The following is a 25,794-nucleotide window of genomic DNA, read 5'->3' on the forward strand; positions in this document are numbered from 1 at the left end:
GTTTCGCAACTCAAAATTAGAATTATACAGGCCTTTTTTGTATATTATTTGTTCGGACAGTTATGATCTTACTTCTATTTAATTTTAATTCCTATCCTACTTTATAACTTTTTTCTGAGATTTTCACAGGACAATGTTTTTATAATATTACTCTTTACGGCTATTTTAATTTATAATCTATTTGAAATTAAAGATGAAACGAAATCCATTTCTGCCAATAAGGAGAACTCTTACTTCACTGAAAAACAACGTTATGACTACGATTTTGCAATTTTTAGTGGTAAATTAAATACATATAATCAGGAATATAAAAATCATGAGACTGAGGTTAAAAACCTTAAAATCCGGTTCTCAAACGAGAAAGAATTATATTTTAACGATATATTTTCTTCAATAATCAAATCCGAATATTTGATAAACAGAGACAAAATTTTACCAACAAAAGGTTATACCGAGGAACGCCTGAAAAAGTATTTAAAAGATAGAAGTCTCAATATCTTAGACTATTGTTATCCTCACATTTATTGCGATTACTTCCCAGATATTGTAATAGAAGCAAAAGGTGTTATTATTGACATAGAGATCGATGAACCTTACGTATATAAATCAAAAGAACCAACACACTGGATCGATAATATTATTGATTCAGAAAGAAATAATTATTTTACAAAAAGCAATTGGCCAGTAATACGATTTACTGAAGAACAGGTTTGTTTAAATATAGAAAAATGCTATTTAACAATTCAAAATGTTATTGATCATATAGTTACTGGAGTAGAACTTAAATCCTATATGTCGGCATCCTTATGGACTAGAGACGAAGCTGAAAGAATGGCAAATTCAGATTTCAGAAAAACTTATCTTTTCAAAGAAGAATTTGCAATTATTTAGTCGACCCACTCTGGTTTCAGTGTTCGCTTTTTCAGCGGTCACTGAAATCTAAACATGAAAATCAGGACTCTGTCCGGAAAATGAAATATTAATCCTTGAAATAGCTTTGAAAAAAGCATTTGCAATCTGTCTAACCTTATATTGAGATTTTTTTTATCATCATCAGCAATGACTAAGTAAAAACGAACTTTGAAAAATAAAAATTCCTATTCAAAACGGTTCTTCTAAATTCAACGGAATAAAATTCCCGCTCTATTCATCACAAAAATTGAAATAAAACATTAAATTTGATTATGGAACTTCATTTAGACATCGATTTTAAACAATTAGTTCAAATTGTTAAACAACTCCCAAAACAAAAATGGGAGAAGCTGAGAAGCGAAGTTGAACAAGGAAAAAAAACTGTTTCTAAAAGTTCTGATCTTGAAAATTTTCTTTTAAGTGCCCCTACTTTTTCTCAAGAAGAATTAAATAAGGTTTCTGATGCAAGGATTGAAATTAATCAATGGAGAAGCTAATATTAGTCGATACATCTATTCTTATTGATTTCTTCATAAAAACCGATAAAGCAAATTCAACATTATTGAGCTTAGTTAAACAAGGTTTTATTTTTAAAATTTCCGCAATTACAGTTTACGAGATTTATGTTGGAGCTAATTCATTACAAAATGATTTTTGGAATGAATTTCTAGAAAAGATTGAAGTATTACCTTTAACTGCTAATGTTGCAAAAGCAGCTGTAGTTATAAATACCGAATTAAAAAGAAAACATTGTCAAATTGATATAGCCGATTTATTTATAGCGGCAACTGCAATCACAAACAATTTAAAGATTGCCACCTTAAATATTAAACACTTCGAAAGAATTGAAGATTTAGTTATTCTAAAAAGTTAGAAACCCAACTGTCGATTTCTTAAGCGAAGCGTGAATCGGATTCAATAATACAAAAGAGTTTTAAACTCTTTATAATTTCGATAAATCGAAATTCCATTTTAAGCACTAGTCACAAACAAGCGAAAGGTTGTAATAAGTAGCGTTACTCTTGGGACTTTTAACAAATTTTGGAATACTAATTCCCGAAAAATCTCAACAAGCCGCTATCAATATCGCCAGCATGGTTCCAAATCCAAACGTAAAATAGTGCTACAGTAACCGAGATTAAATTCCCAATCAAATAATAGCTGTTAAATTTCTCAGTATCTCCTTTATTGCTTTCTTCATGTTTTAACCTTGTAGCTAATTTTAAAGCACTAAAAAAAGTAATGGCATGTGGTAGATTATTGAACATAAAAATTGTTAAAAACAGTCTTTCAGTTAAACCTTTAACAATCGATTTTAAATCTATCTGCGATTTTTTATAAAGAAACTGTGCTACAAGCGAAAACAAAAATGCCAGCACAATTTCACTGATCAGCATAATGAAGATGATGATTAAAACGATTTTCATAGTAAATAATTATTTTGCAATATAATTAATTACTTTTTTTACAGAAAGGTATTCCTCTATTTGCAAACTTTTTCTGCGTTTCCAAATCTGAGACCTTGTTTTACCTAATTTCTCAGCTACTTTTTTATAATCATCCAATTCTAAAAATTCTATAATCAATTCTTCATCCCTACTTAAATTCCAGCCTTCCACTATACTTTGATAAATTAACAAAGCACTTAACAAAGCTTCTGTTTGCTCTTTATTTTTAAGGTTAAAATAATAATTGTCGCTGTTGTTTTTGTTTGTTTCTAAAATTTCTCTCGCACTTGTTAAGCCTTCACCCAGCATTCCATGGGCAATTTCATGGTTTATTGGAGTGTCTATTCTGCCTTCGAGTATTACATATCTTAAGCTAAACCTAGTTTTGTTTTTAATAATTTTTTCTTGTAGAGTAAACAACAGCTTTACTGCCGAACCAACATTATTGGCAATGCCTTGAAACTCGTCTCCTAACGTAATTGTTAAGGGAGATAATAATAAATCCTTCTCGTCTATATTAACCTCGTCAATCACCTTTTTAAATGAGCTCATCAATTGTTTTTGATTGGCTTTTCGGCTATCAACAATATCTGCCATGATGATGATGTAATCTTTCATTAATGATATGCTTATAAATGTTATGTCAAAAATAATGAAATCATTATATAAATTTCATTAAAAGTGAAACAAATAGTATTATTTCCATTTTTGTGAAATAAAAATGATATTATTTTAGTATAATTATTTTTAGAAACTCCATAGAAATCCAATCTTAGTTTCCTAAGGATGAGAAATTAGGATTACTTCCGAAACTTGGTGATGAAATTCATTAAAAATTCATCCTTTACGAAATGTTAGCATTGCTCATTTAGAAATCAAAATAAAAAGGATTTCTAATCAGCCTAAACCAATTTGCGAAAAGCTTCCTGTAAGAATGATTAAAGTAAAATTAAACCCGAGTGTCCGAGCATTCTAAAACGACGCGTGAAAAGGATTCACCAAAAGAAACGTAATAAACACACCAACTATCACACTTACGCTCGTTGGAAACGAAGGTAATAATACGCCGTCTCATCTTACATTCTGTTCAATTTTACAGCAGCATATAATTACATATTTAAGAATAAAGCTAGCAAACACTTTCTACAATGAAGCAACAAAAGCTCTGCCTTTATCGGTTATTACAGCTGTTAATTTATCGGTCTCTTCCCAATTAATTTTTATATAACCTAAAAGCTCTAATTCTTCATATTCAGCCTGCATACCACCTAAAATAGAAGAATGTTGTTGATGGTTAATGTTTTTCATTATTGATTCTAATTCTGCTCTTTCCATGATGTTAAAACTTAAGTTTAAATTGAGTTAACTTATTACAAAACATCAGCCAAAGCATATAATCTATTTAAAATAAAGAAGATATATAGTTTATTGTAAACTATATAAACATTCGTTCAACTTTATTTAACCATTAACTCCCTTAATATGTAAGGAATTTGTTTAATTAAGTTTGAGGCTGGCACTACATACATTTTATGCGCTAACTGTTCACCAGCGTAACCATGACTAAAAACTGCTAATTGAACCGCTTTTTCTACCGCGTAACCTTGGGCAATCATACTTGTAATCATTCCTGTTAAAACATCGCCCATTCCTCCACTAGCCATTGCTGGCGAACCTGAAGAATTAAAATAACAAATTCCTTCTGGTGTAAAAATCATGGTATATCTGTTTTTTAAAACGATATAAACTTTAAGTTCTACTGATTTTTTTAAAGCAGTTTCTATGCGTTCCCACCAACTATCGTGTGTACCAAATAAACGGTCAAATTCTTTCATGTGGGGTGTAAGAACAGATTTTTGAGGAATCAATTTCATCAATTGATGATTTTGAGCTAATAAATTGATGGCATCTGCATCAATTACAATAGGTTTTTTAAAATTAGCTAATACTTCATTTAATAATTTAGAAGATTCTTCTGAAACACCCAAACCTGGCCCAATACCAATTACTTCATATTTTAGCCAATCAATTTTATCTAAATTATTTCTTGAAAAATACATAGCCTCTGGTACTCTCGCGTTTAATGCTCTTAAGCCCATTTCCGGAATTAAAGCAGTTGTTAAACCAGCACCACTTCTGTGGCAAGCTTCTGTACATAACAAAGCAGCGCCTATTGTTTCATCGGCGCCAGCAACCATTAAAGCGTGTCCTAATAAACCTTTATGTTCAAATGCTTGCCTTGGCTTAATGTACTTTTGTATATCGGCTTTCCAAAACCAGAAATAAGGCGAAGAAGTACTTTGTATAAAATTTTCATCTAAACCAATATTTACCACCTTCCATTCTTTTATGTAAGGGCTAGATATTGGCAATAAAAAATTAAGTTTTGGGCGCTGAAACGCAATGGTTAAATCTGACTTTATAATTGCTTCGCTCAGCAACTCTCCTTCGCAAGGTAAACCAGTTGGTACATCAACGCTTATTTTAAAGCCAGAAAACTTATTTATTTTTTTTACTAGTTTTTCCCACTCGCCTTGTAAAGCTTTGTTTAAACCAGAACCTAATAAAGCATCAATAATTAAATCAGACTCAATAAATTCCAAGTCAGCAGCTTGGTTGATGTAAAATATTGAGACATCTTTTTGCTGTAAACGTTCTAAATTCAACAAATAATCTTCACTTTGCTTTTCAGAAAAATCTGCAATGTAAGTATGTACATGGTGGTAACCTTCATCAAAAAGCATTCTGGAAATTACCAAACCATCTCCCCCGTTATTTCCTTTTCCACAAAAAATTAGAATATGCTTTTTACGATCTGGAAATCTATCGAGAAAAACTTTAATGAAAGCTTTTGCGGCTCTTTCCATCAACTCAGAAGAGAGTATAGGTTCGTTAACGATGGTATAATCGTCGGCTTGGCGAGTTTGAAGAGCAGTTAGTAGTTTTAGCATAGGTTTATTTTTATTGCTTAGCGCAAATTCTATGCTAAATATATTTTAAAAAATTAAATTACTTATAATTAGGAGTTAATTATTCTGCATTATCTTAAAAAGATGTTGTTGGGAGCAATATCTATAATATGGTATAGAAAATGAATTCTATTTTTAAGAGTCGAAAGACTGTACAGAAATTCTTTTGTTATTTTCTTAAAACCAGATTATCCAATTTAATAATTTAATAAATTGGATAATCCGATTCGGCTTATAGAATAATTATTTAACTCGTTCAATATAAGCGCCTGTTGCTGTATCAACCCTTACCCTATCTCCTTGGTTAACAAATAAAGGCACTTTAATTTCAATTCCTGTTTCAACAGTTGCGTTTTTTAATGCGTTGGTTGAAGTATCACCTTTAACAGCAGGTTCTGTATAAACAATTTCTAATTCTACGTTATTAGGTGCTTTTGCTATAATTGGCTCTTCACTTTCCATAGAAATTAAAACATTCATTCCTTCTTTCAAAAATCTTGCAGAATCTCCAAACAAAGTTTTTGGAACGTTAAATTGCTCAAAACTTACATTATCCATCACTACAAAATAATCTCCATCTTCATAAAGATATTGATAGTCACTTGTTTCTACTCTACAAATATCAACCTCTTCATCTGTACGCATACGTAACTCAATAATTTTACCGGTTTTAATGCTTCTCATTTTACCAGTGTAAAATGCGCCACCTTTACCTGGGGTACGATGTATTAACTCATCAATTGTTACTAATTCGCCATTAAAACGAATTACGTTACCTGTTTTTAAATCTCCAGCTTTTGCCATAATTGTAATATCTTTCGGTTGCAAAAGTAGGTAATATATGCTTCCGTACAAACACAAAATAGCTACATAATTATCTATAATTTTATTTATAAAATTGTATTCATAAAAAATTTATAGTTTAAACTATAAATTTTAATTAAAGCTTTTAAAAAAAACTATAAATTATATCTTTGAATATAAATCAATAAGTAATCTGCAAGAAAGAATATGCTTTTTAACTCTTACCAATTTTTATTCTTTTTTATAATTGTTACCACGCTTTATTTTGCTTTACCTTATAATAAAAGGTGGTTTTTATTGCTTGTAGCCAGTTGTTATTTTTACATGGCCTTTGTGCCAATTTACATTCTAATTTTAGGTTTTACTATTGTTATAGATTATTACGCTGGTATTTTTATAGAAAACGCAGAGGGTAAAAAAAGAAAAATGTGGCTTGTGGCAAGTTTAGTAGCCAACATTGGAGTATTGGCCATTTTTAAATACTACAATTTTTTAAACGATAATTTCTCTTTTTTAATGCATGGGTTTGGATTAGATAACCCTATCCCCTATTTGTCAATACTTTTACCGGTTGGCTTATCTTTTCACACTTTTCAAGCCATGAGTTATACTATAGAAGTTTATCGTGGCCACGAAAAAGCAGAAAGACATTTCGGAATATATTCTCTTTATGTAATGTTTTATCCGCAATTGGTTGCTGGACCAATTGAACGTCCGCAGAATTTACTATACCAATTTAGGCAGAAATATGATTTTGATTATGCCAGAGTTACCAGCGGATTACGCTTAATGCTTTGGGGATTGTTTAAAAAAGTAGTGATTGCAGATAGGCTGGCAATTATAGTTGATACCGTTTATAATAATCCGCAAGAGCATCAAACTTCAAGTTTAATAATAGCTACTATATTTTTTGCTTTTCAAATATTTTGTGATTTCTCTGGCTATTCTGACATGGCAATTGGTGCCGCAAGAGTGATGGGTTTTAAATTAATGAATAATTTTAACAGCCCATACCATGCAAAAAGCGTTCAGGAGTTTTGGAGTAGGTGGCACATATCATTATCTACCTGGTTTAAAGATTATTTATACCTCCCTTTAGGTGGTAACAGAGTAACTATTCCGCGTTGGTATTTAAACACATTCATTGTTTTTTTAGTAAGCGGCTTATGGCATGGCGCAAGTTGGACGTTTGTAATTTGGGGTGCATTACATGGATTTTACATTATTTTTGGTTCTTTAACCAGTAAGTTCAGAAATAACCTTAGCAATACATTAAACTTAGATAAAATACCTTTATTGCCCACATTAACCACCTTTTTATTGGTCAGTTTTGCTTGGATATTTTTTAGAGCAGATAACTTGCAAATTGCTACCTACATTATAAAAAATATTTACAATGGCTTTCCACAAATGTGTATAGATATTATAAATAGAAAACCAGTTTTTGAATATTTAGGCACCAATAAAGTTTGGCCTATTGTATTAATTGTGTTTTTAGAAACCGTACATTATTTACAAGCAAAATATCAAATATCTACTAGGTTTTTAAATTTTCCAGTAGCTGTAAGGTGGACAGTTTATTTTGCTTTTATATTCATAATTATGGTTTACGGAGTGTTTGATAGCAAACAATTTATATATTTTCAATTTTAAGAGCGATGAAAAAGTTTTTCCTAAAGTCATTCTTATTTACCGCTATACTTGCAACCGCAGTTTTTTATTTCTCTTCAAAATTTGAAAGAAAGTATCATAAAGAAACTGATTATTTAGCTGCAATTATTGATAAAGAAAATAGATTAAATAGCATTGATAGCAATAGACTGATACTTGTTGGTGGCTCTAACTTAGCTTTTGGACTAAATTGCGAGTTAATTGAGCAAAAACTACCCGTAAAAGTGGCTAACCTAGGCTTACATGCAGGTTTAAGTTTAAAGTTTATGATTAATGAGGTAAGCTCTTTAATTAAAAGTGGAGATATTGTAATATTGAATTTAGAATACCCGCTATACCTTGATGGTTTTGAACCTGACATTGATTTAATTCAATTTACACAAGAAATTTACCCAAAAAGTAAAGAGTATTACCAGTTTAATCCTTTAGAGTTATTTGAGGCTCGTTATGAAAAATTTAAAAAATATTTTGAAGAGCAAGATTTTAAAACAGACTCTGTTTTTAACAGAAAAATGTTTAATAAGTATGGCGATAATATTGGGCATTTAAACAAACCTTCTTTGCAAAAACTAATTGACAGGCAGCCTATTGGACTTTTAGAAACAAATAACAGTTTCAGTATTTTAAAAGACTTTTATGAGCTTTGTGAAGCTGAAAATGTAAAAGTTTACATCACCTATCCAAGTTACCCATCGTCAGAATTTGTTGGTAAAAACAAAGACCGAATTTTACAGTTAAATACTAAAATAAAAGAGAATTTACCACAAATAAAATTGCTTAATTCTCCTGATAGGTATGTTTTTACCGATGATAATTTTTACGATACTATTTATCATTTGAATGCTAAAGGCAGAGAAAAAAGAACTTTATTATTTATTGAGGATTTAAAGCCGGTAATTGCTAAAAAACAGCTGTTCTTTTAAATTTTCATATATCACTAGGGTTTATCAATTGATAAAATACCCACTTATGCGTATAGGTTTTAAATGTTATTAAATTTACTTTTGAGGTAAAATTAAACTATATAACATGAAAAAATTAAACATTATTTTATCTCTACTTATTTTATTTGCGTTATCAGTAAATGCAGAAATAAAATCTGATTCTTCAAAAGTTATTCATGGGCATAAGAACTTGATTAAAATCAACTTACCAGCTTTAGCACTTAGGACCTATGCCTTAGAATATGAAAGAGCTATCGGTAGAAAAACAGCTGCTAGTTTTGGTTTTAGATTGATGCCTAAAGGCGGAATTCCTTTACAAGGTACAATAGATAACTTAATTGATGACCCTGAAACAAGTAAGCAATTAAATAGCTTCGAAATTAGCAACCAAGCATTTACACCTCAAATAAAATTTTATTTCGGTAAAGATATTTTTAAGGGCTTTTATTTAGCTCCATTTGCAAGGTTTGCTAATTATAAAGTCAATGGCGATTTTAATTTCGACGTAAATGGAACTGAGGAAATAATACCATTAGATGGTGAGTTAACCACTATAACTGGAGGTTTGGAAATAGGTGTGCAATTTAGAATGGGAAAACATATACATCTCAATTTTAATTTCGGGCCTCAATTTGGCAGTTCTAAAGGAGATTTTAACGGAAGAAAGAACTTAAACACACAAGAACAAGATGCTTTAAGAGATGATCTTGAAGATTTTAAAATCCCGTTTGTTGAGCAAGAAATAACAGTTAATTCAACTGGAGTTAATATGAAAGTGGATGGACCTTGGGGAGGTTTAAAAGGAGGAATTATGCTTGGTTATAGGTTTTAAAATTTAAACAAAAAAAGCAATCAAATAAGGTTGCTTTTTTTGTTTAAGAAGCACAAATTCTTTAGCAATAATATTAAAGTGTAATTACTTGTACTTGTATAGTTATTATTTGAACCGTAGCTATTTACAAATTTACTAGTGGCTTTGGTCGCTTTACCACTTGCATCAAACCCATCATTATAGCTATAAGTAGCTGTTGAAGTTAAACTTGTAGTTGTACCGTTATAAATATCTTAAAAGTGTAACTATCCGTTCCATTTTCTTTTTTTTAAAACATTATATTTTTTTTCTTCAAAAGTGTGTCAATTTAAAATTGACAAAATACCCCCAAGTGGGTATTTTAAACAAATACCCAAATACGGGTAGAAATTTTAATAAAATTTACAGACTTTAGCTACACAAAATAATAACAAATTGAACTTGGAAGATAAGATAGCGCTAAAATTAAATGAGGTAATTAGTATAGCTAATACTTTGCCTTGCGTAACAATGATTCATAAATTAATTGACGGATCTGTACTTTGGATGTGCGATAAGGGTTTGAAAGAATTGGGTATTACTTTAGATGAATTAATCAAATTGCCTCCAGAAGTTTATCAATCTCGTTATTTTAATAAAGAAGACGCCGAAGATTATACTCCAAAAATACTTTCATTATTTGAAAATAATAATGATGAAGAAAGTGTTTCTTTTTTTCAACAAGTTAGAATCAATAAACAAAAAAACTTAACATGGCACATGACGAGTGCAAAGATTTTTTTGAGGGATGATAACAATTCACCAATTTTACTCATCACCCAATCTATACCTATTGATACCATGCATAGACTTACCAATAAAGCAACCAAGTTATTAGAGGAAAATAACTTCTTAAAAGAAAAGTTAGAACTTTATTTAAGTCTTACAAAAAGGGAAATAGAAATATTAAAGCATTTAGCAAAAGGAGAAAGTGCCATAGAATGCGGAAATCATTTATTTATATCTTCAAAAACAGTTGAAACTCATAGAAAAAATATTAGAAAAAAATTAGGCACAAAATCTTTTTTTGAGCTTACAAAATATGCAAGGGCTTTTGATTTAATTTAACCTTAAGCCCAATTAACACCTTTTTTTAATAAGCTTAACGTTTCAAATTCTAAACTACCAAGTTTAGCTTTATAATCATAAACCCAAGATGCCATTGGTGGCATACTCATTAAAATAGACTCTATTCTACCTTCAGTTTCTAAGCCAAACTTTGTTCCGGAATCATAGACTAAATTAAACTCGGCATACCTACTTCTGCGCTGAAATTGCCATTGTTTCTCTTCTAACGTGAACGTTTTTTCTCTGTTATTTTTAACCAAAGCAGTGTATATTGGCACAAATGAATTACCTATAGCTTTAGAAAACTCAAAAATTTGGTTCCACTCTAAACCTGTACTTTCTGGTGTTAGCCTATCATAAAAAATACCGCCAATTCCTCTGGTTTCATTTCTGTGTTTGATAAAGAAATAATCATCTGCCCAGGTTTTAAATTTTGGATAAAAATCTTTACTAAAGCCATCGCAAACACCTTTTAAATGTTGGTGGAAATTAGTAACATCTTCTTTGTTTATATAATGAGGAGTAACATCTATCCCACCGCCAAACCAACGTAAAGTTTCGTTTCCGTTACCTTGCATCTCAAAATAACGAATATTCATGTGTATAATTGGAACCCAAGGGTTATGCGGATGTAATACAATTGAAACCCCAGTAGCAAAAAACTCTTCTTGGTCTGTTTTAAATGCTTTTTTAATTGCTTCTGGCAAATTACCATAAACGGCAGAAAAATTTACGCCACCTTTCTCAATTAATTTTCCGTTCTGTAATACTTTACTTTCGCCACCACCACCACCTGGGCGTTCCCATGCTTCAATTTCGAACAATGCACCACCATCTAAATCTGTTAAAGCATTAACTGTACTTTGTTGTATGGCTTTAAAATCTTGGGCAATTATATTTTTATCTAACATTAACTTATCGTCTGTTTTAATTTATCTCTGTATGCGGATAGTAAACGGGTTTTTGAAATAAAACCAATAAAATCACCATTTTCAAAAGCTGGCATGTACCACAAATCTGCTTCATCAAATTTCGAAATTATTTCATCAATACCATCGTTAACGTTTACTTGGTATTTTGTTTTAGAAATTAGCTCTTTTACGGTTAGCTTGGCTTGCATTTCTGGGTCTAATAATACTTTACGTACTTTATCAAAAATAATAAAACCTTGGTATTTATCTTGGTGGTTATTACAAACTATAATGTTCTTGGTTGATTGCCTTACTACTTTTAAAAGTTCGGGCAGGGTGCTATCTTCATAAACAACCTCATAACCAGTATCTATTATTTCGTGAAATTTAATTAAGCTTAAAATATTTTGATCATAATCTTCTGTAAATATTTTTTTACCTGCAACTAAATGTTTTACATCCATTGAGTAGGGTTCAAACACTTTTGCTACTGCATAAGAACTTGTAGAAACCAACATTAACGGGATAATTAACTCATACCCTCCGGTTACTTCGGCAATTAAAAAAATCCCTGTTAAAGGTGCATACATTACGCCACTTAATATCCCACACATGGCCACCAAAGTAAAATTGCTAACTGGTAGGTTTAAGAAAGTAAGTTTATTAATAACAGTTGAAAAAAAGAAACCAAAAAATGCGCCTGTAAATAAAGAAGGTGCAAAATTACCACCGCTACCGCCGCTTGCAAGTGTTATAGAGGTAGCAAAAACTTTCATTAAAAAAATTAAACCTACAAAAAGTATCAACATCCAATCGTTATAACCTATTGAATAAAAGAAACTACCTTTTAAAATTTCTTGAGGATTGCCAGATGCTAATGATTTTACACTTCCATAGCCTTCTCCAAAAAGAGGGGGAAATGCAAAACATAAAATAGCTATAATTAAACCTCCAAACAAAGCTTTGTTGTAGGCATTCCATTTTAATTGGTGAGAAAAAAAATGTTCGACTCTATGGGTTGTTCTTGCAAAATAAACAGAAATTAAACCGCATAAAACACCTAATAGCAAATAAAAAGGTACATTATTATGGTCAAAATCTTTTAACTGATTAAAATCAAAAAGGATATCATTCCCTAAAATAATTTTAGATAAAAGCGCACCGCAAACGGCCGCTATTATTAAGGGAATAAAATCGGAAAAAACTACACCCACTAAAATTACCTCAATTGCAAACATTACGCCTGTAATTGGCGCATTAAATACCGCAGCAATACCAGCAGCAGAGCCACATGCTAATAGTAAAATTCTTTCGCGATAGCTTAACCTGTAAGTACGAGCGAAATTAGACCCAATAGCAGCGCCAGTTACAGCAATAGGGCCTTCTAAACCTGCCGAACCACCAAAACCAACAGTAATGGCACTGGTAATCATTTGAGAATACATTTTTGATTTTGCAGTAACGCCCGAACGCTGTGAAATATCTAGTAAAATATTTGAAACACCTTTTCCGTCTCGCCCTTGAAGAAAAGTTTTAACAACCCATACAGTTATTAAAATACCTATTAATGGTAAAAAAAGGTTTAAAATAGGGTATTCAAAAACTTCTAATTGCTGGTTAATTAAAACGTGGATTTTATGAACCACCATTTTTAATATTACAGCAGCTATACCAGCAGAAAAACCCACCAATATTCCCGATAAAATTAAAAACTGACCTTTGCTTAAATGATTATAAACAAATTTTAATACAAGCTGATGTTGCCTGAAATATTTCATTTTAATTTACTCTTCAATGTAATTCAAATCTTTTCCGTAGGTTTCTTCTAAATTATAAACAGCAATAAAGGCTATTACTAAAGTAGCTATACCCACAATTAATGCCGAGTTGATGATGCCAAATGGAGATTTTAACCATTCGAAACATAATGTTATTAAAACCACAGAACCCCTAATAAAATTTGGCACTGTGGTGGTAACTGTAGAACGTAAATTTGTGCCAAATTGCTCTGCTGCAATAGTAACAAAAATTACCCAAAATCCGGTAGAAATACCCAAAAGAACACATATCCAATGGTAGGTATTGGCATTAATTCCTCTAGAAAAAAGAAATAATAAGATGCTAAACAGCGTTGCAAAAAGAAAAATAACCACTATTTTTTTTCTTGTTTTAAAAATCTGACTTAAGAAACCAGTTAACAAATCTCCTAAGGAAATACCGATATAGGTAAATAAAATTCCTTTGCCAGCAGAAAGCGGTTCTGTTGCACCCATAGCTTTACCAAACTCGGGGGCAAATGTGATTAATATACCTACCACAAACCAAACTGGTAGGGCTATTAATGTGCAATTAATATATTTTTTAAATCTTCCCCAATTATTAAATAACATTAACATATTTCCTTTTGATACATTTTTATGTGCTATGTTTTTATACATCCCAGATTCCATTACACCCAACCTCAGCACCAATAAAGCTAAACCCATGCCACCGCCAATAAAATAAGCCGTTTGCCACTTAAATTTATCGCCTACTAAACCCGCAACTACAGCCCCCATCAAACCAATTGCAGCAACCAACATGGTGCCGTAACCTCGCTTTTCTTTGCTCATGCTTTCTGCAACTAAGGTAATACCAGCACCTAACTCGCCAGCTAAACCTACTCCAGCAATAAGCCTGATAATTGCATAAGTGTTTACATCCGTAACAAATCCGTTAGCAATATTTGCCAAAGAATACATTAATATTGATCCAAACAAAACTTTTAATCTGCCTAATTTATCACCCAAAACACCCCATAAAACACCGCCAATTAGCATCCCAATCATTTGGGCATTTATTAATTTCACCCCTACACTTAAGAGTTCATCATCAGCCACGCCAATACCACTTAAACTTTGTACACGTATTACAGAAAATAATACCAAATCATATATATCTACAAAATAGCCTAATGAGGCCACTATAATTAACATGACAACGTTTTTGTTTGATTGTTCTTTTTCCATAAAAAAGGTGGGTAATAAAATTATAGTTTTTAATTAATACAAAATTTACATAAAGTAAATCACGTCTTTGTTAAGCTATATTCAAATAATATGTTGCAAATTGTAAAAAAAACATCAATCTTATTTAAAATAAATCACAAACTATTAAACATTTTTAAGCGTTTGTTGGTTATTACAATTATGGAATCCAGTTTTAGAAAAAACCATACAAAAATATTAGCAGGTAAAGATGTTTTAGAGCAGCTTTGCGATGAGTGCTTACTATTAGGTAATAAAGCATTGATTGTTTTTTCTGAAAATAGGATTAAGCAAATTGGATTGTATGCAAGGGTAATTTCTTTGTTAAATATACGTGGAATTGCACACATTACTTATGAGTGTTTAAACACCGAAAATCTAATAGAAGAACAACAAAAAGCTGTTAAGCTGGCAAAAGATAATGTTGCTGAGCTTATTATTGCAATTGGAAATGATGAATTAACGTGTTTTGCGAAAATTATAGCACATGGTTTTTACACCAATGTTGAACAAATAAATGAGAATGAAGTACTAGAATCAATAACAGCTCTCCCTATTATCAATATTAAATCGGATTCTGATGAGAATTTTGAAAATAAAAATATTGATTTACACAATTTTTATGCTGAAATAAAACCAGCAACATTATTTACAGATTTCGAATATTAAAATGCTATTAGAAGAATCAATTACCAAAGAGTTAGAAGTTTATAGAGCTGAATTAATTAACCATTCTTTATACAAAAAAATCAAATCCATAGAAGATTTAAATCTATTTATGGAATATCACGTTTTTGCTGTTTGGGATTTTATGTCCCTCTTAAAATCTTTGCAAATTAATCTGACTTGCGTTGAAGTACCTTGGTTCCCGAAGGGTGATGCAAATACACGTTTCCTTATTAATGAGATTGTAGCCGGCGAAGAATCGGATGTAGATGAAAAAGGAATAAGAAAAAGCCATTTTGAACTATATTTGGAAGCGATGAAGCAAAGTGCTGCCTCTACTCAAGAAATAGATGTGTTTACAGAAGCATTAAAAAATAATAGCAATTTAAATTTAGCATTTAAAACTGCGGGTTTAAACAAAGCAATTACAGATTTTGTAAGCTTTACTTTTGAAATTATAGAAAGTAAAAAAGAATACTTGCAAGCTGCTGTATTTACCTATGGCAGAGAAGATTTAATTCCCGCTATGTTTTTATCAATAGTTAAAGATTTATACCATAACTTTCCTAATCAAATCTCTAAGTTTAAATATTATTTAGAAAGACATATTGAAGTTGATGGAGACCACCATAGTCATTTAGCATTAGAGATGACTCAAAGTTTGTGTAAAACCCCTCAACACTGGGTGGAAGCAATGGCCGCATCAAAAAAAGCGCTAATATTGAGGAAAAAACTTTGGGATGCTATCGAAGTAGCCTTATAAATTATTTAACAAAAAATGGATCATATAAGCATCCCTAATGTGATCCATTTACTTAATTGTTAAGAGGAAAGTTTTTCTCAATCAAAACTTGAATAATACCATCAACCATACCTACTTTAGGCACATGTATTTGTTTTATTGACGCCAACTTCATTACCGTTAAAAAGATTTCGCAAGCTGGTATAATTACATCAGCCCTATCCTGATTTAAACCCAAAATGTTAATCCTGTCTTTTAATGAATAAGAGTTTAAATAATCATATTGAGCTTTAAGTTTAATATAACTCAAAGAATTTCCTTCCTTTTCTTCTGATAATTTAAATAACTTATTGATGTTTCCGCCAGTACCAATACCCATTAAATTTTTGTAGTTCTTGGTTTCCACTTTAACCCATTCTCTCATTAAATCCCAAGTTTCTTCTTTATCCTGATTATCTAATATCCTAATTGTACCCAAATCAAAAGATTTTGAGGCAACAGGTTTTCCTTCAGCAAAAATTGATAGTTCTGTACTACCACCGCCTACATCAATGTATAAATAGTTTTTTTTACGATCTAAAGTTTGCTCAATATGACTGGCATATATAATATTAGCTTCTTTTTGACCTTCAATAATTTCTAAATCTAAATTAGCATTAGCCTTAATCAGCTTTACCAAATCTGGCCCATTTTCGGCTTCTCTTAATGCAGATGTAGCGCAAGCCATATAATCTTCAACTTTATAAACATCCATTAAATTTTTAAAAGCAATCATGGTTTTAACCAATTCTTCCGATTTTTTTTCAGAAATTTTATGGTCTAAAAAAGCATTGTCGCCTAATCTTAACGGAACCCTAATTAATGAGTTTTTTTTGAAAGAAATAACACCATCATTATTAGTGATTTCTGCAATTAATAACCTAACTGCATTTGAACCTATGTCTATTGCTGCGTATCTCAATCTATTTAGTTTTTATTTTTTAAATAATTATAAGTGTCTATCTGTGTACGATAGGGAGTTCTCACTTTAGTTTTACGGTATTTATTATTATTAAGAGAATTTATTTCTCGAGCCTTGGTATTATCCATCAACTGTATATCAACCATTTCTCTGATTTCTTTTCTTATTTCTGGATCATAAATAGGAAAACCAACTTCAATTCTATGATCAAGGTTTCTGGTCATCAAATCGGCAGAAAGTAAATAAATTTCTTCTTTACCAGAATTACCAAAAATCCAAATTCTGGCATGTTCCAAAAACTTATCGATAATTGAAATAACTTCTATATTTTCACTAAAGCCAGGCTTTTTTGGCACTAAACAACAAATTCCTCTAATAATTAATTTAATAATTACACCAGCATTGCTAGCATCATAAAGTTTTTTAATGGTCAATTCATCCGCTAAAGAATTCATTTTAAGAATCATGTAAGCCTCTTTACCTGCCCTTGCGTGTTTAATCTCTCTATCAATAAAAGAAAAAAGCTTTTTCCTAGTTTCTAAAGGTGATACAATTAAATGGTTATAATCTTTAGATATATTTTTCTTTTCTATGTTTTCAAAAACTCTATTTAATTCTAAAGTAATGCGTTCATCAGCAGTAAATAAACTGTGGTCGCAATAAATTTTAGCTGTTTTTTCGTTAAAATTTCCGGTGGCTAAATTGGCATAATAGGCGTTTTTTCCTTTTTCTATACGGGTAACCATACAAATTTTGGTGTGCACTTTATAGCCTGTTATTCCGTAGTTTACGTAAATACCTTCTTCCTCTAATTTATTTGTCCAATATATGTTTGCTTGTTCATCAAAACGGGCTTTTAACTCTACTAAACAAACTACTTTTTTTCCGTTTCTAGCTGCATTAATAAGCGCATTTATAATTCTAGAGTTTGATGCTAACCTATATAATGTAATACGGATGGTAGTTACACGTGGGTCAATAGCTGCTTCTCTTAAAAAATGAATAATGTAATCAAAAGATTGGTAAGGCAAATTAATTAGGAAATCTTTTTGCTTTATTAATTCAAGCATACCCTTATTTATACTTAAACCTTTAACCAATAAGGGCTTTATTGGTTTATATTGTAAGTGTTCTTCTCCTACATTTGGGAATGTAATAAAATCTTTAAAATTATGGTATTTATTACCTGGTATTAAACTTTCAGATTGTAATTCTAACTTAGAAATAACAACGTTAAGCATATCAATAGGCATTCCACTATCATAAAGCAAACGCATGGGCTTACCCTTTTTTCTTTTCTGCAAACTTTTTGATAACGCTTCTATAAATTTATCACTTACATTTTTATCTAAATCTAATGCCGCGTCTCTGGTGACCTGTAAAGAATAAGCCTCAATTTCATTGTAATTAAAGATGAAGAAAATTTCGTCTAAACAGTACCTAATAATATCATCTAAAAGTATAATAAATTTAAGATTATTGGTATCAGGCAAAATCAAAAACCGATCTAAGCTTTCGGGTATTTCTATTAAAGCATATTTATTTTTATGCTTTTTATTTGCTTGAGTAAGCTTCACTAAAAAATAAATAACCCTATCTCTTAACTCTGGGAAGGGTTGTTTATCATCAATAATAATTGGAACAATGGTTGATAAAATTTTTTCTTTAAAATAATTTTTAACAAAAGCGCCTCTGCTAACGTTTAATTGATGTTCGTTTAATATAAAAATTTTATTATCAGCAAGTTCTTTAATAATTTCTTCGTAAAGAACGTTAAACTTCTTTTCTTGCCTTACAACAATATTTTTAATTTGATTTAAAAGCTTTTTAGGATTGTAACCAAACTCGGCTTTAACCTTGTTAACTACCACCACCAAACGATTTAAAGTAGCTACCCTAACCCTATAAAATTCATCAAGATTAGATGAGAAAATGGCCAGAAACTTAATTCTTTCAATCAAAGGCACAGCCTTATCTGCCGCCTCTTGTAAAACCCTATCATTAAAATATAGCCAACTTAATTCTCGGTTTAATAATGGAATTTTCTCTTGATTCATGTATATTAAAGAAACCCCGACCTTTAACTTCGGAATTTAAAAATGCAAAATGTTTTGTTAATTAAATATTAAATTAAGGTCAAGAATTAACCTCTATTGTATTTATTATTTGGACCAGCTTGCTGTGGCAAATCTGTATTTTGTGGTTTTGTGTCTGATTTTGGGGCTACCTTTGCTCTTGAACTTCTTTTAGGTGCTGTAGGCGTTTCTGGATGAGGATTTGTATTTGTTTTTTGATCTTCTGCACCATTTGCATTAGCTTCTTCTTTTTTTACTACAGGTGCTTTTACATTAATTGGTTTTTCAACAATAGCAGGTTTTAAAGTAACTTTTGGCTTTGCAGTAGTTGTTGTTTTACCTGGTTCTTTATTAATTGTTGCCTTATTAATAATAGGCAAAACATCTACATTTTTTACCGAACTTGCTTTTTTAGAGAATTCTTTAGTTTGCTTTTTAGCTTTTGCAACTATTTTAGCAATTTCTTCTTTGTTTTGTTTTGCTAAGCTTGACGCTTGTTTTGCAATTTTAGATGTACTTTTTTTATCAGATTTTTTAGTTTTTTTAAAGTCAGAAACTTTATTTTCGATAGCACTTTTAGCATCGACAATTTTATTTTTTAGCTTTTTAGATAAAATTTTACTGGCTTTTTTAATTTCATCACCAATTTCATCAGCATCGTGACCTAAACTTTTCACAAATACCCTTAACTTTTCTGTAAGGTTAATTTCAAGCTTTTCATTTTGATTAGACTTTTTACCTTTTAATTTTGTTTTCGTTTTTTGAGTTTTCATGCCTACGATTTAATTTTTTAAATTTATCTTTAATTTTTTATAACATCAAATAACATTCCAATTATGCCATCTTTTGATATTGTCAGCAAAATAGACGCTCAAACACTTGATAACGCAGTAAACAACGCAAAAAAAGAAATTTTAAATAGATACGATTTCAATACCTCTAAAAGTACTGTTGATTTAGATAAAAAATCTAACACTTTAAGCATCGTTACCGAAGATGACATGCGTTTAAAAGCAATTACAGACGCTATAATTTCCAGATTTGTAAAACAAGGTTTGGACCCTAAAGCCTTAGACTTTGAAAAACCTTTTACCTCAATAACAGGAAATATGATTAAAAAAGATATTTTGGTAAAAGAAGGTATTGATAAAGATGCCGCTAAAAAAGTGGTTAAAAAAATTAAAGATTCTGGATTAAAGGTTCAAGCTTCTATTATGGAAGACCAAGTAAGGGTAACTGCAAAGAAAATAGACGATTTACAAGCAGTAATTTCTTTATGCAGAGGAGAAGATTTTGGCCAACCCCTACAATACATCAATATGAGAAATTAATTTATTCTCCTTCTTTAATCTCTTCAATATCTAAAATATATTTATTCTGTAATAAAAAATCAAACAATGATTTAGCTTCTGGCGATACCACTAAATTTTTTGTGGTTACCATCTGTTTATTTTTTATATCCCTGTAAGGATATGTAAGTAGCTTTACATTCCCGCTAAATAAATCGCTTATGTAAGCTAAAAGTTCATTTGTGTAATTGGCTCCATAATATTCTGACATAAAAATATGCTTTAAATTAGCAATATTAGTAGTTATACCCACACTTTTAGGTTTACATTGTGATAAAAATTTCGCTAATTTATTATGTCTATTAAAGTTTGAAATAATAACAGCATGCCCCATTTCTAAAATATCGCCAGCTCTTTTAGCAACACTATCCAAAAGTTCAACATCACAGCCTTCATTATTTTGCATCATATTGTTTAACGTAAGCTCTGCCATTGTAATTAACTCAACGTTACCAATTTCCATGTAAGCCTTATATTGTGTTACGGCATGGTTAAATAAATCAAAATCGGGTTTAGTTTTTTGGTTAAAGCGAGTTCTCAAAATCATAATATGCTGCTTATACATCAAATCTTTTGATTGCATTACACCTTCTTCTGGTATAAAAACTGCGGCAGTAGAAAAACCTCTTTTTAAAAGATATAAATTAACCAGCACCTCACTCAAACCTTCAAAAGCTGGGCCTTTAACATTAATCAAATCTATCTCTACAGAACCCCTACTTAAATTATCAGCTAAAGATTCAATCATCATTTGGGGGTCTTTATAATGATAAAATGCCGCATAAACTAAATTAACACCTAAAATACCTAACACATTTTGCTGCAAAGTAGCGTCACTATCTAGTAACCTAACATGAAAAATAATTTCATTGGATGGGCCACAAGGTTCTAACTGGAATTTAATACCCAACCATCCATGCGGGTCATTTGATTTATTAAAATTTAGCGTTGTAACTGTATCTGCAAAAGAAAAGAATTTACGCTGTTCATATTTAACACCACAAAGCCTTTCTCCTAAAAGCTCAAACTCGTGGTTAAGCATTTTTGATAACCTTGATTTTGAAACATACCTGCCAGACTCTTCCAAACCATAAATCTCATTACTAAAAGTCATATCATAAGCCGACATGGTTTTAGCAATTGTACCTGATGCTGCACCAGCTGTAAAAAAATTTCTTGCAACTTCTTGCCCTGCCCCTATTTCTGCAAATGTGCCGTAAATGTTTTCATCTAAATTTATGGTTAATGCCTTGCGGCGAGTATCTAGTGTTTCTAAAATCATACAACAAATGTAAAAATATTAAACGGCTGGTCTAAAAAAAACAATCCCGACTTTTGTAAAAAAATCGGGATTGTTAAATAATGTTACTACTTATTTTATTTCTATTTCGCGGCTTAAAATTTTAGCTTCTTCTTTTTTACCTATTTTTACCACCAAAACGCCTTGATGGTAACTGGCCTCAATATTAGTATAGTCAACAGATTCTGGCAAGGTAAAAGCTCTTGAAAAAGATGAAAATCCAAATTCTTTTCTGGTGTACTTAACATTAGTTTCCTCAGTTTTATTTTCAGAAGAAATTGTTAAAATATCTTTCTCCAAAGCAATTTTAAAATCTTCCTTTTTTAAACCCGGTGCTGCTAAAGCCAATTCAAAATAAGCTTCTGTTTCTACTACGTTTACCGGTGGCAGTTGTACCCCATTTGGTTTTAAATTCTCATTAAAAATGGTGTCTAATAATTCGTTTAAATTAGAATAACCATTTACTTTTCTGTTTTCTTTTAATTTTAATAAAGTCATTTTTAGATCCTCCAATTGTTTATGTTAAAATATTTACAACCGAAGCTGTACAATGTGAATACCAATCCGTAATTTAGCCTAAAATCAAGACTTTTTGTCTTTATTCACAATTAACAACTGACAATATTACCGAATATGGATATTTTAGACTTAAAAAAGCAGTACAAATACAAAACAGAAATTCCAATTCGTTTTTCGGATATGGATATGTTTGGTCATGCAAACAATGCTGTTTACCTAACCTATTTTGAGCAAGCAAGATCTAATTATTGGAAGGATATTATTAACTGGGACTGGAAAGCAATAGGGATAATTATTGCAAAAGCGCAAATAGACTTTATAAAACCTATTATTTTGAACGATAATATTTTTGCCTATGTAAAAACTAGTCGCTTAGGAAATAGTAGCTGGGATATTGACTATATTTTAGTTTCAGAAAATGAAGACGGCTCAGAAACTGTAAAAGCTATTGGGAAAACGGTACAAGTAGCCATTAATTACGAAACAAATAAACCAACACCAATCCCGAAAAAAGAAAGAGATTTAATGAAACAGTACGATAATATTTGGTTGAATGAATTATAGCAAGATAAACATAATCATCTTCTTTAAATGCCCTAAGTTTTATTAGTGTAGTTGATGCCACAAGCACCAGAGTGAATATAGAAGGCGGTTGTCAATAATAGATTGTACTAATAATTTACTCCGTAGGTTTCTATTAGAAATTATAGAAACCTTTGTTGTTTTTTTATCTTTTTTTGTAAACAAAAATCCTGTAAATATATTTCGTTAAGAATTTATGCTATAGCAATCCATGGATATATACTCAGAAGACGAAAAACACTTCAAATAGTTAGTCAGAATTAATTGAAACTTATCAATGTTGGTTAAAAAAAACTGGTCATTAACTAATGTAATGCAAATAAAGAAGATAGCCTTGTAGATGTGGTTATAGAATTACCTAAACTGTAATAAATGTTCTTTTTTTTCAGGATGATTCATTTAATCAAGTAAAAGTTAAATTTAGATAAACAAGATGTTTAGAAATGGATTTTAGATGTTTTGTTGATAATGCTAAAATAATTTACATTTTAGAAATTATAGAATAATATTAGAAAACCGCATTTTTAAACCTTAGCCGTCACTAGTTAATAGCATAAGCGCTAAAAAATCCATAAAAAAAGCGCTTGAATTATCTCCAAACGCTCTTTTTTTTAATAATTAAAAATTAAGGGTTTTTACTTCCCCCGGCTTTTTTAACTGCTGCACTTTTAGTGCTTGTTGCTTTATTATCACTCTTTGGTTTTGGAGTTTTTGTTGTAGCTGCTTTAGCCACTTTTGCTGATTCTGGTTTATCACCTGCTGCAGCATCAGTTTTCACTTCTTCTTCAGAAAACAAAGGCATATCTTTTAAAACATGAAACCAGCTTACAATTTTCTTCATATCAGAAGCGTAAACTTTCTCTTCATCATGTTTTGGCGCAACTTTGTGAAAGAAAGTTCTTAAAACTTTACCATCAGCTTTTGCATCTGGTACGTTTGTAGCATCTTTCATTTTGGCAAAAATATCTTTTAACCTTAAATCTTCATCTTCTCCGTAAACGGTAATGTCTTCTAAAGAAGCTAATTTTGCGGTAGATATATTTACAATAGTTTTTGCTTTTTGTGCATCTAAACTTTCTAAAATATAACCCGATTTATTTTGACCAATTAATTTGTGCAATCCCGGTTTACCCGATACAGCAACAATTCCTGTTAAATTCATATAATGCTATAATTAATCTTCAATTAAATCTATAGATAAAATTCTATCTCCTTGTTTAATATCATCAACAACATCAACATTTTCAATTACTTTACCAAAACAAGTATGGTTACGATCTAAATGTGCAGTGTTATTTCTGCTATGACATATAAAAAACTGAGACCCACCAGTATTTCTACCTGCATGCGCCATAGATAAAACCCCTCTATCGTGGTATTGGTTTTCGCCAGTTAATTCACAATCAATATGGTAACCTGGGCCACCAGCACCTGCTTTATGAGCAGTAGCATCTTCTCTTGAGAAAGGACAGCCACCTTGAATTACAAAATCTGGAAGAACCCTGTGGAAAGTTAAACCATTATAAAAACCTTCTTTAGCTAATTTTTTGAAGTTTTCTACTGCTTTTGGGGCATCTTTTTCATAAAACTCAACAGTCATGTCGCCTTTTGCAGTTTTAATTATTGCTTTGCTCATTTTTTTTAATTTAATTAAGAGGTGCAAAATTAATAAAATTTTCTACCTAGCTAAACGTTTTCATACATTATACTTATTTTTAGAGAAATGAAAGTAAAATATATCCTCACAATCCTTCTTTTTATAGCTTTAAATGGCTTTTCTTCTTCTATTTTAATACCGATGGATGAAGCACAAAAAAACCATTTGAAAGCCTATGGAGTAGCTTTTTATACTTTAAAAAATGGTTTAGAGGTTGATTGGCTCCTAAATTATAAAGGTGGAAGCTTTTTAATTACTTATAACCAAGCCATAGAAAGCGAATTAAAAATTAGAGGTGTGAGTTACCAAGTTTTGGCAGATGCTAAAGTAAATGTGATTTTAACTGAAATTAACCAGCCAGATGTGAATATGGATATTGTTAAGTTAGAAAAATCTCCAAAAATTGCTGTTTACTCCCCAAAAAGCAAATTGCCGTGGGACGATGCCGTTACCATGGTTTTAACTTATGCAGAAATTCCTTATGATGTTATTTACGATGATGAAGTAATTGGCGGTAAACTGCCAGAATATGATTGGTTACATTTACATCACGAAGATTTTACAGGGCAATATGGTAGGTTTTGGGCAAATTACCGTGGCGCAAGTTGGTATCAGGATGATGTTAGCCAACAAGAAACTAGAGCTAAAAAATTAGGTTTTAAAAAAGTATCTGAAATGAAATTAGCAGTTGCCCAAAACATAAGAGATTTTTGTCTCGGTGGAGGTTTTCTTTTTGCAATGTGTTCTGGCACTGATAGCTATGATATTGCTTTAGCTGCCGCAGGAATTGATATTTGCGAAAGAATGTTTGATGGTGATGCTGCCGACCCAAATGCACAAGCCAAATTAGATTTTTCTAAAACATTTGCTTTTCAAAACTTTAAATTGGATGTAAACCCAATGAATTATGAGTTTTCTGATATTGATGCAACAAATAGCAGACAGGTTGAAAGAACCCAAGATTTTTTTACGTTATTTGATTTTTCGGCAAAATGGGATGTGGTGCCAACCATGCTTACCCAAGACCATGAAAAAGTGATCAAAGGTTTTATGGGGCAAACTACATCTTTTAAAAGTTCGTTGATAAAACCTGATGTTTTGGTGTTAGGCGAATTAAGATCAGCAGGTGAAGCAAGATATATACATGGACAATTTGGTAAAGGGCAATGGACTTTTTATGGTGGACATGACCCGGAAGATTACCAACATATGGTTGGCGACCCTCCTACTGATTTGAATTTATACCCAAACTCTCCTGGCTATCGTTTAATTTTAAATAATATTTTATTCCCGGCGGCTAAAAAGAAAAAACAGAAGACTTAGTTTGTGAAGTTGAAAGC

27 protein-coding genes are annotated in these 25,794 nt (G+C 31.0%); 12 read left to right on the forward strand and 15 right to left on the reverse strand.

Annotated elements, in window-relative coordinates; all coding sequences use genetic code 11:
• Window positions 1–411: 411 nt before the first annotated feature.
• From ACFSSE_RS11445 to ACFSSE_RS11455, 3 genes are all read left to right on the forward strand, one after another.
• Window positions 412–891: a DUF559 domain-containing protein gene (locus ACFSSE_RS11445; RefSeq protein ID WP_379044802.1), complete on the forward strand. Its 480-nt coding sequence runs from the start codon at window positions 412–414 to the stop codon at window positions 889–891.
• Between the two features lie 293 nt (window positions 892–1,184).
• A complete protein-coding gene (locus ACFSSE_RS11450; protein ID WP_379044799.1) occupies window positions 1,185–1,409 on the forward strand; it encodes a hypothetical protein in 225 nt (74 codons plus the stop codon).
• The gene (locus ACFSSE_RS11455) at window positions 1,397–1,786 is read left to right on the forward strand and encodes a type II toxin-antitoxin system VapC family toxin (RefSeq protein ID WP_379044796.1); all 390 of its coding nucleotides are present in this window, start codon (window positions 1,397–1,399) and stop codon (window positions 1,784–1,786) included. The genes ACFSSE_RS11450 and ACFSSE_RS11455 overlap by 13 nt, the downstream gene beginning before the upstream one ends.
• A gap of 175 nt (window positions 1,787–1,961) precedes the next feature.
• On the opposite strand, the gene ACFSSE_RS11460 is transcribed toward ACFSSE_RS11455, so the two are convergent.
• From ACFSSE_RS11460 to efp, 5 genes are all read right to left on the reverse strand, one after another.
• Window positions 1,962–2,339 (reverse strand): hypothetical protein, encoded by a 378-nt coding sequence (locus tag ACFSSE_RS11460; RefSeq protein WP_379044793.1) that lies wholly within the window; start codon window positions 2,337–2,339, stop codon window positions 1,962–1,964.
• A gap of 9 nt (window positions 2,340–2,348) precedes the next feature.
• A complete protein-coding gene (locus ACFSSE_RS11465) occupies window positions 2,349–2,978 on the reverse strand; it encodes a SatD family protein (protein ID WP_379044790.1) in 630 nt (209 codons plus the stop codon).
• Window positions 2,979–3,503: 525 nt separating this feature from the next.
• Window positions 3,504–3,695, reverse strand: coding sequence for a hypothetical protein (locus ACFSSE_RS11470; protein WP_379044787.1), 192 nt, complete (start codon window positions 3,693–3,695; stop codon window positions 3,504–3,506).
• A 122-nt stretch (window positions 3,696–3,817) separates the two neighbouring features.
• A complete protein-coding gene (locus ACFSSE_RS11475; protein WP_379044784.1) occupies window positions 3,818–5,311 on the reverse strand; it encodes an NAD(P)H-hydrate dehydratase in 1,494 nt (497 codons plus the stop codon).
• Window positions 5,312–5,572: 261 nt separating this feature from the next.
• Window positions 5,573–6,133 carry an elongation factor P gene (gene efp / locus ACFSSE_RS11480; RefSeq protein WP_379044781.1) on the reverse strand — a complete coding sequence of 187 codons (561 nt, stop codon included), beginning with the start codon at window positions 6,131–6,133 and terminating at the stop codon, window positions 5,573–5,575.
• 324 nt (window positions 6,134–6,457) lie between these two features.
• Here efp and ACFSSE_RS11485 point away from each other — a divergent pair, with 324 nt between their 5' ends.
• The 4 genes from ACFSSE_RS11485 to ACFSSE_RS11500 all read left to right on the forward strand — a co-directional run bounded on the left by ACFSSE_RS11485 (window position 6,458) and on the right by ACFSSE_RS11500 (window position 10,666).
• On the forward strand, window positions 6,458–7,786 hold the full coding sequence (locus tag ACFSSE_RS11485) for an MBOAT family O-acyltransferase (RefSeq protein WP_379044808.1): 1,329 nt from the start codon (window positions 6,458–6,460) through the stop codon (window positions 7,784–7,786).
• A 5-nt stretch (window positions 7,787–7,791) separates the two neighbouring features.
• Window positions 7,792–8,727, forward strand: a complete 936-nt coding sequence (locus ACFSSE_RS11490; protein WP_379044779.1) for a hypothetical protein — start codon at window positions 7,792–7,794, stop codon at window positions 8,725–8,727.
• Window positions 8,728–8,833: 106 nt separating this feature from the next.
• On the forward strand, window positions 8,834–9,580 hold the full coding sequence (locus ACFSSE_RS11495) for a DUF3575 domain-containing protein (protein ID WP_379044776.1): 747 nt from the start codon (window positions 8,834–8,836) through the stop codon (window positions 9,578–9,580).
• 420 nt (window positions 9,581–10,000) lie between these two features.
• Window positions 10,001–10,666 (forward strand): helix-turn-helix transcriptional regulator, encoded by a 666-nt coding sequence (locus ACFSSE_RS11500; RefSeq protein ID WP_379044773.1) that lies wholly within the window; start codon window positions 10,001–10,003, stop codon window positions 10,664–10,666.
• Window positions 10,667–10,668: 2 nt separating this feature from the next.
• Here the strand turns inward: ACFSSE_RS11500 and hemF are convergent, their stop codons facing one another.
• Genes hemF through ACFSSE_RS11515 form a run of 3 tightly spaced genes read right to left on the reverse strand, consistent with a single transcriptional unit; the run spans window position 10,669 to window position 14,585 of the window.
• A complete protein-coding gene (gene hemF / locus ACFSSE_RS11505) occupies window positions 10,669–11,577 on the reverse strand; it encodes an oxygen-dependent coproporphyrinogen oxidase (protein WP_379044770.1) in 909 nt (302 codons plus the stop codon).
• Window positions 11,577–13,355, reverse strand: a complete 1,779-nt coding sequence (locus ACFSSE_RS11510) for a chloride channel protein (RefSeq protein WP_379044767.1) — start codon at window positions 13,353–13,355, stop codon at window positions 11,577–11,579. The genes hemF and ACFSSE_RS11510 overlap by 1 nt, the downstream gene beginning before the upstream one ends.
• Before the next feature lie 6 nt (window positions 13,356–13,361).
• A complete protein-coding gene (locus ACFSSE_RS11515) occupies window positions 13,362–14,585 on the reverse strand; it encodes an MFS transporter (RefSeq protein WP_379044764.1) in 1,224 nt (407 codons plus the stop codon).
• Between the two features lie 180 nt (window positions 14,586–14,765).
• Here ACFSSE_RS11515 and ACFSSE_RS11520 point away from each other — a divergent pair, with 180 nt between their 5' ends.
• Together ACFSSE_RS11520 and ACFSSE_RS11525 are read left to right on the forward strand one after the other, a co-directional pair.
• Window positions 14,766–15,272, forward strand: coding sequence for an iron-containing alcohol dehydrogenase (locus ACFSSE_RS11520; RefSeq protein ID WP_379044761.1), 507 nt, complete (start codon window positions 14,766–14,768; stop codon window positions 15,270–15,272).
• Window position 15,273: 1 nt separating this feature from the next.
• Window positions 15,274–16,032, forward strand: coding sequence for a DUF3050 domain-containing protein (locus ACFSSE_RS11525; RefSeq protein WP_379044758.1), 759 nt, complete (start codon window positions 15,274–15,276; stop codon window positions 16,030–16,032).
• Between the two features lie 52 nt (window positions 16,033–16,084).
• Here ACFSSE_RS11525 and ACFSSE_RS11530 read toward each other — a convergent pair whose 3' ends face one another.
• The 3 genes from ACFSSE_RS11530 to ACFSSE_RS11540 form a co-directional block, all read right to left on the reverse strand.
• Window positions 16,085–16,972 (reverse strand): Ppx/GppA phosphatase family protein, encoded by an 888-nt coding sequence (locus ACFSSE_RS11530; RefSeq protein WP_379044755.1) that lies wholly within the window; start codon window positions 16,970–16,972, stop codon window positions 16,085–16,087.
• A gap of 5 nt (window positions 16,973–16,977) precedes the next feature.
• Window positions 16,978–19,029, reverse strand: a complete 2,052-nt coding sequence (gene ppk1, locus ACFSSE_RS11535; protein ID WP_379044752.1) for a polyphosphate kinase 1 — start codon at window positions 19,027–19,029, stop codon at window positions 16,978–16,980.
• Window positions 19,030–19,115: 86 nt separating this feature from the next.
• The gene (locus ACFSSE_RS11540) at window positions 19,116–19,820 is read right to left on the reverse strand and encodes a hypothetical protein (RefSeq protein ID WP_379044749.1); all 705 of its coding nucleotides are present in this window, start codon (window positions 19,818–19,820) and stop codon (window positions 19,116–19,118) included.
• A gap of 63 nt (window positions 19,821–19,883) precedes the next feature.
• Between ACFSSE_RS11540 and ACFSSE_RS11545 the strand changes: the two genes are divergently transcribed.
• A complete protein-coding gene (locus ACFSSE_RS11545; protein WP_379044746.1) occupies window positions 19,884–20,378 on the forward strand; it encodes a YajQ family cyclic di-GMP-binding protein in 495 nt (164 codons plus the stop codon).
• A 1-nt stretch (window position 20,379) separates the two neighbouring features.
• On the opposite strand, the gene ACFSSE_RS11550 is transcribed toward ACFSSE_RS11545, so the two are convergent.
• Window positions 20,380–21,678, reverse strand: coding sequence for a nicotinamide mononucleotide adenylyltransferase (locus ACFSSE_RS11550; protein ID WP_379044743.1), 1,299 nt, complete (start codon window positions 21,676–21,678; stop codon window positions 20,380–20,382).
• Between the two features lie 90 nt (window positions 21,679–21,768).
• Window positions 21,769–22,194 (reverse strand): Hsp20/alpha crystallin family protein, encoded by a 426-nt coding sequence (locus ACFSSE_RS11555; RefSeq protein WP_379044740.1) that lies wholly within the window; start codon window positions 22,192–22,194, stop codon window positions 21,769–21,771.
• Window positions 22,195–22,329: 135 nt separating this feature from the next.
• Here ACFSSE_RS11555 and ACFSSE_RS11560 point away from each other — a divergent pair, with 135 nt between their 5' ends.
• The gene (locus tag ACFSSE_RS11560; RefSeq protein WP_379044737.1) at window positions 22,330–22,779 is read left to right on the forward strand and encodes an acyl-CoA thioesterase; all 450 of its coding nucleotides are present in this window, start codon (window positions 22,330–22,332) and stop codon (window positions 22,777–22,779) included.
• Window positions 22,780–23,422: 643 nt separating this feature from the next.
• Here the strand turns inward: ACFSSE_RS11560 and ACFSSE_RS11565 are convergent.
• Together ACFSSE_RS11565 and ACFSSE_RS11570 are read right to left on the reverse strand one after the other, a co-directional pair.
• Entirely contained in the window at window positions 23,423–23,959 is a 537-nt protein-coding gene (locus ACFSSE_RS11565; protein WP_379044734.1) for a DUF5606 family protein, read from the reverse strand.
• A gap of 12 nt (window positions 23,960–23,971) precedes the next feature.
• The gene (locus ACFSSE_RS11570) at window positions 23,972–24,433 is read right to left on the reverse strand and encodes a peptidylprolyl isomerase (protein WP_379044731.1); all 462 of its coding nucleotides are present in this window, start codon (window positions 24,431–24,433) and stop codon (window positions 23,972–23,974) included.
• A 162-nt stretch (window positions 24,434–24,595) separates the two neighbouring features.
• Here ACFSSE_RS11570 and ACFSSE_RS11575 point away from each other — a divergent pair, with 162 nt between their 5' ends.
• Window positions 24,596–25,777: an asparagine synthetase B gene (locus ACFSSE_RS11575; protein ID WP_379044805.1), complete on the forward strand. Its 1,182-nt coding sequence runs from the start codon at window positions 24,596–24,598 to the stop codon at window positions 25,775–25,777.
• Window positions 25,778–25,794: the final 17 nt, after the last annotated feature.

Source organism: Pedobacter alpinus (assembly GCF_042684645.1).
GTDB lineage: Bacteria > Bacteroidota > Bacteroidia > Sphingobacteriales > Sphingobacteriaceae > Pseudopedobacter > Pseudopedobacter alpinus.